This window comes from Spirosoma spitsbergense DSM 19989 (genome assembly GCF_000374085.1).
In the GTDB taxonomy this organism is placed as follows: Bacteria; Bacteroidota; Bacteroidia; order Cytophagales; family Spirosomataceae; genus Spirosoma; species Spirosoma spitsbergense.
The window spans coordinates 1-5,965 of the sequence record NZ_KB893467.1 but is presented as its reverse complement, the minus strand read 5'-3'; the positions used below and the strand labels follow the sequence as shown (position 1 = coordinate 5,965).

The 5,965-nt window shown below is 50.8% G+C and carries 5 protein-coding genes; 4 read left to right on the top strand and 1 reads right to left on the bottom strand.

Features of this window, described 5'->3' with window-relative positions:
- Positions 1 to 260 (top strand): hypothetical protein (locus tag B157_RS39315; RefSeq protein WP_052646982.1); only part of this gene is annotated, 260 nt, incomplete at its 5' end.
- 589 nt (positions 261 to 849) lie between these two features.
- Here B157_RS39315 and B157_RS40060 read toward each other — a convergent pair.
- The gene (locus B157_RS40060) at positions 850 to 975 is read right to left on the bottom strand and encodes a hypothetical protein (protein WP_281168454.1); all 126 of its coding nucleotides are present in this window, start codon (positions 973 to 975) and stop codon (positions 850 to 852) included.
- 538 nt (positions 976 to 1,513) lie between these two features.
- On the opposite strand from B157_RS40060, the gene B157_RS0109835 reads away from it, so the two are divergent.
- From B157_RS0109835 to B157_RS0109815, 3 genes are all read left to right on the top strand, one after another.
- A complete protein-coding gene (locus B157_RS0109835; RefSeq protein ID WP_020603169.1) occupies positions 1,514 to 1,870 on the top strand; it encodes a hypothetical protein in 357 nt (118 codons plus the stop codon).
- A gap of 61 nt (positions 1,871 to 1,931) precedes the next feature.
- Positions 1,932 to 4,937, top strand: a complete 3,006-nt coding sequence (locus B157_RS0109830) for an outer membrane beta-barrel family protein (protein WP_020603168.1) — start codon at positions 1,932 to 1,934, stop codon at positions 4,935 to 4,937.
- Between the two features lie 578 nt (positions 4,938 to 5,515).
- A complete protein-coding gene (locus B157_RS0109815) occupies positions 5,516 to 5,746 on the top strand; it encodes a hypothetical protein (RefSeq protein ID WP_020602555.1) in 231 nt (76 codons plus the stop codon).
- The last annotated feature ends 219 nt before the right edge of the window (positions 5,747 to 5,965 follow it).

Sequence of the window (5,965 nt, the reverse complement as noted above, 5' to 3'; positions counted from 1 at the left end):
GGGCTATATTCGTCGTCACTGGAGTATTGAAAACGAGTTACATTGGCACCGCGCGGGCGGCCCCGTTGGACATGACTTTCGGTGAAGATGCTTGTCAAGTGCGAAAAGACCATGCTCCCCGCAACTTGACGACGATTCGCAAATTAGCGTTGGGCATCTTGCGAGGGGAACCGAGTAAGATGAGCCTCAAGCGCAAGCGCAAAAAAGCGGCCCGTGACGATGCTTATCTAAAAACGCTCTTGAGTCAACTTAACCTTTGATGCAATTACCCTAGTAAAAGTATAGCTTTTGAAAATTTGCGCTCATTTCTCGTTTGATGGCTGTTATGCCGACTAAAGAAACGTATCAGGCTGGCCTGGTAGCCCAACTGACTGATAAACGGGTAAAAAAAATGCGCAGTCCCTACTGGGGTCTTTTTGAAGGAAAAACCGCCCCAGCTCTGGACAATGCGCCAGGATGCCTGCCAATTCGAGCGACTTCGTAATTTACTCTTCGGGGGACTGGTCAACAGCTTCCCCCGGGTAAATAAATAAACCACCCGGACGACTTTGGCATCGGCTCGATCTTTAGCGCGCGCAGAGGTTATCCATATCCATGACGGCTCCGACATCCGCAAGCCCCATACACAGAAACTGCCTCTTCGTAGTCTGGACGGCCAGCTGGTTAATGGCTTCAATACCGCACCTATCTCTATGAGTTATGCAAGTGTTCGCGCATGATCTTTGTCATATTCTTCACCGTGGCGCACCATAAACCAGATGCGGTGGATTTTCTAGCGACTGCCAAAGTAACATATCTACTGAGTATCGATATGATTTGTGGGGTTCAGCTACCAGAACGTCCGGCAGGTTATACGCCTGATTGAGTCGTTGGCGAGTCGCACCGCTCGGGCGGGCCCGTCAGAAAGGCCAATTTCTGCAGCACCTCGCGGGCCAGCCCGGCACCGGCCGCCCGGCCACCGGCGCATCTGATCACGAAAGCGATACGGGGTCGCCCGAGCGGTCATATTGAGCGATACGCTGGACATCCACCTTGTCGCCGGGCCGCCAGAGCGGTTTTATCCCATGCCTCCGGCCTGCTTGATCTGCCAGGAAGATTCCAGGCAGATGGCCAGTTTTTGTTGGTCAGGCAACTCTAAAAGGTGGGCGTCGCACGATGCCGGTATGTTCTATACCGAACACGGCTTGTTGGAGGTTACTGCCAGACAATACCTTAAATTTGGCTAAAGCAGTCTTGATGCCCGCCAGGGTGTTGACGCTGTGGACACTACGTTATAGCCCCTGTGGGTATAGACGACCCAATCAAGGCCGGGTGCCAGTGCCGTGTCTTTGGCAATGTAAATACCGATAAAATAGCAAAATCCCATATTGCTGTTTAGATTTGAATGAATAGTCAACTCATTTCTTTTACTCGACCCGCAGCGGCCGACCGTTTTTTGTGGGCCTGAGAATCCTGATTTTTATCCGGGCCTAAGGCAATCATAACAAAGTAGGGGCGGCCGGGATTTACTAACTTGCTTATCAGCGATGTCGACAAACGCCTACACCTGCTGAAGGCAACGGCTTATTCCACCGCTGACGACCATTCCGGGGTCCTGGCGGGAGTTTTTACGCTCAGGAACTGGTCAGCAACCAACTGGAGCGAGTTGATAAAACCCTCAAGACTCAGGTGGGGGGACTTACTTATTCGTCATTTGCCAGATCGGTGCCCTGATGATGTAGACTTGTTTGGCTTCATTGATGAGCAGTTAAAGGATCAGTTTGTGATTCGGGCCAAAGTGAATCGGGCTTACCCATTGTGGCTAATCCCCTCTTACCTGGGGAGTTCATCCAGACCACTGGACTTACCCCGGAGCAAGTACAGGAGTTAATTACGTATGCCCGATGAGTTTTACTGAGTGTTCAATACTATATCATTTCTTAATCGACATAATGGTTTCGCCCAGAAAAAACCTAACGGTGTACTTACCTCTGTTTCTGCTACTAAGTGGGTTGACATTTAACCAGGCTGTTGCTCAATCAGCAGGCACGATCAGTGGTGCAGTCGTCGACTCGCTAACCCGGAAGCCGCTCATGGAAGCGTCGGTATCCCTGCTCTCAGCGCGTGATTCATCGCTGGTTTCCTTCGGCATTACCGATGGGGACGGTAAGTTCATTTTTCCAAAAATAGCGGTCGGCCAATATCGGGTATTGGTCACCTACGTGGGCTACAAGAGTCGCGCCAAACGGGTATCGGTTACCAGCGAAAAACCCAATGCCGATGCTGGAGCGATTGACCTGGTATCGGCATCGCAAATACTGACGGAAGTAGAGGTACAGGGCGAAAAAGCACCCATTGCCGTAAAGGGCGACACGCTAGAATTTAATGCCGGTTCGTTTAAAACCCGCCCCAACGCCCAGGTGGAAGACTTGCTCAAGAAACTGCCGGGCGTGGAAGTAGACCGCGACGGGAATATAAAAGCGCAGGGGCAGAGTGTCCAAAAAGTACTGGTGGATGGTAAACCGTTCTTTGGTAATGACCCCAAAATGGCTACCCGTAACCTTCCCGCCGACATTATTGACAAGGTACAGCTCTTTGACCAGGCATCGGAACAGTCTGCTTTTTCAGGAGTGGACGATGGCGACCGGGAGAAAACCATCAACATCACCACCAAAAAAGACAAGCGCAAAGGTTCCTTTGGGCAGCAGTCCATTGGAGCCGGACCCAAACCCGGTGACGACGCCCGTTATTCGGGTCGGGTAAGCCTGAACCAGTTCAATAACGGGCGGCAGATTTCGATGCTGGGCATGGCCAATAACATCAATCAGCAGGGCTTTACGGCCCAGGACCTGGGTCTTGGCAATAACTTCGGTGGAGCCGGACAAGGCCAGGGCGGTGGTGGAGGGGGCGGTGGAAACGTCGTGCGCGGTGGGCAGGGGGGCGGAAATGTTAGCAATCAGGGGCAGGTTGGCAGCAACGCCATTACCCAATCGTGGGCGGCCGGTATCAACTACCGTGACGGCTGGGGCAAAAAAATCGACGTGGTGAGCAGCTACAACGCCAGCAATACCAACACGCTCACGAATCAGAGCAGCCGTCGACAGAACGTACTGCCCAACGTCGGCACTGCGGGAACGCCCGCCCGTGTCGATTCCTCCTTTGTTACCAATAAAACCAATGGCTCCGATAATACCAACACCAATCACCGGGTCAACCTGCGGCTCGATTACCGACTCGACACGCTGACCACCATTCGGGTAATTCCGAGTCTGTCGTGGCTGAATTCCAGCTACAACAACCAGAGCCAGTCGCAAACTGTGAGTGCCGAGGGCGTACTAGCCAACTCCAGTACAACCAACTACAACTCAACGGGCAATGGCTTTACGGGCAATAACTCACTGCTACTGTTCCGGAAGTTTCGGAAACCAGGCCGGACGTTTTCGGTGAACTGGAACGTAGCGATAAACAACCAGGATAACGACGGCATCAATCAGTCAGAGAACAAATTTGCCCGGTCCAACGCGCCCATTTCTACTACCAGTGGTTCAGGAACGGCCATTACCGGTGTAGATAGCAGCGGGTTGTTTACGCAGCGCATCAACCAGCTAAATAATCAGCTAACGCGCTCGATGACAAACAGCGTCAACATTAGTTATACCGAACCTCTATCGCTTCGGCAAACGCTGGAATTTCATTACAACCTCTCGAATAACCATAACACATCTAACCGGACCGTCAATAATTTTAATGAGTCGACCCGGCAATACGACTTACTCAATATACCCCTCACCAATCGGTTTGTGAACGATTACGTAACTAACCGGGCGGGGCTAACCTGGCAAACCAGGCGGCTGAAATACACCTATGCGTTTGGGGTGGATGGGCAGCAGGCAAGTCTGAACTCCAATAACCTCAGCCGAGACAGCACCCTAAACCGGACCTTTTCCAATATCCTGCCCAACGCCCTGTTTACCTACAATTTTGGCAAGAACCGCCGACTGCGGTTCAACTACCGTACCCGCGTCAATGCCCCATCGGTCAGTCAGTTACAGCCAGTCCCCAACAATACAAACCCACTGAATATTCAACTCGGCAATGCAGCCCTGCAACCCGAATACAGTCATACTATCTCGCTGAACTTCAACCGGTTTGAGCCATCTACCTTCCGGAATCTGTTTGTCTTTTTAAACGCCAGCCGGACGGATAACAAGATTGTCAACTCAACCACGTTTACGCCGTCGGGTGCCCAGACGACCCGACCCGTCAACACCAATGGCTACTATACCGTCAACGGCTCGTTTGTGATCGGGCAACCCATTAAGTTCAGTGAGCAGAAAGCCAACCTGAACCTGACGACCAACCTGACCTACAATACGGGTACGAGCTTCGTAAACAGTCAGTCGAACCGGGCTAAAAACTGGCTTATCGGGCAGGGAGTAAGCATAAGCTCCAATTTTACGGAGAAACTGGACCTCAACCTGGGAGGGAATATCAACTGGCAATCGGCGAAGTATTCGCTGCAACCCCAGCAAAACACGACGTTCCTGAACCAGACCGTAACGCTGGATGTATTTTATCAACTACCCCTCAGGTTTACGTTCTCTACTAATGTGTATTACAACCACTACGGCGGCAGTTCGGCCAGTTACAATCAGTCGTACACCCTTTGGAATGCTACACTAGCCCGGCAGTTGTTCAGGCTGAATCAGGGGGAGATACGGTTTCAGGCGTTCGACTTGCTGAACCAGAATCAAAGTATCGTGCGGAACGTAACCGACACCTACACGGAGGAAGTAAGAAGCCGGGTACTGAACCGGTATTTCATGGTGAGTTTCGTTTACAACCTGCGTAAGTTCGGCGCGGGTATCACCCCTCCCCGCGACCCCTTCCAGGAACGGAATCGGGGTAACGGTAATGGCCGGGGACAGGGTGGCGGTGGCTACCGGCGGAATGGGTAACCGGTGTAATGACGGCACAACTTCTGGCTGCCCGTTTGCCGAACCACTTCATAGCCAAACGGTTTCAAAAGTTTTATCAATTCCAGCCCGGTCAGACTACGTGGAATTTTCATAAGGCGAACACTTCCTCTTTCACAAAATGCAATCGGATTAAGGTAGGTCTTTGTTCGATTGAGTCATAATGACAGGCTACCGCGTCCCGAATCATGACTTTTAACTCAGCCATCGTTTCTCCCTGCGTAAAGATATTCTCCCCAACAGCTTGGGCTGTGTACCCCCCTTCCGGATCTTCTTCAACTAAAAAAACAGTTCTTTCATCGGTGCATTTCAGCCTGAACGGTTTATTGTCAAATCTACAAAAAGATGGCCAAGGATATAGTAGGTACAGAATGGGGAGGTACAGCCAAAAGTTAACATGACAAGTTGCCCTGACGCCTGGCTTCTCGTGAAATAATCGCTGTAAAACTGCGTATATTTGTATAATAAGAACCAGTAGTGCTAGTTCGTGATCAGAGATTAGTTTGAAATTAACCCGAAAAGGGGTATCTAAAGGTCGCCAAACCAAACATAGACACCCCATGATCGAGTCACTCAAAGATACCCTAGAGGAAGGAAGTCTGGAAGATATGTTGACCATTGTTTATTATTATGTCGATGAGTTTTATCAGAAAATTGGCTTTTTGGTTGAAAGACCAGGTCCCCAAGCGGTTTTCTCCGACAGCGAAGTTATTACACTGGCGTTGGTTAATCAAATGGTAACTAATTCAGAGACAGCGTGCCGGGCCGCCGGTGCGGTATGGCTTCGTTAAGCGCAATTATAGCCATTTGTTCCCTCAACTTATTGAGCGAAGCCGCTTTCACCGACGCAGCAAGGGTTTNTTTAAACTCACCAACTTAATGCGGCAAATGATGCTTTGCCACTTGGGTATTACACGCCAAATCTGGTACATCATGGATAGTATGCCCTTGCCCGTTTGTGGCTATAGCCGAGCGGGTAGACAACATAACCTGGCGGCTGATTTTGGCAT

Excerpts from the sequence above, each read along its gene's own strand:
- B157_RS0109830 (WP_020603168.1), top strand. The coding sequence starts at position 1,932 with ATGGTTTCGCCCAGAAAAAACCTAACGGTGTACTTACCTCTGTTTCTG.
- B157_RS0109815 (WP_020602555.1), top strand. The coding sequence starts at position 5,516 with ATGATCGAGTCACTCAAAGATACCCTAGAGGAAGGAAGTCTGGAAGAT.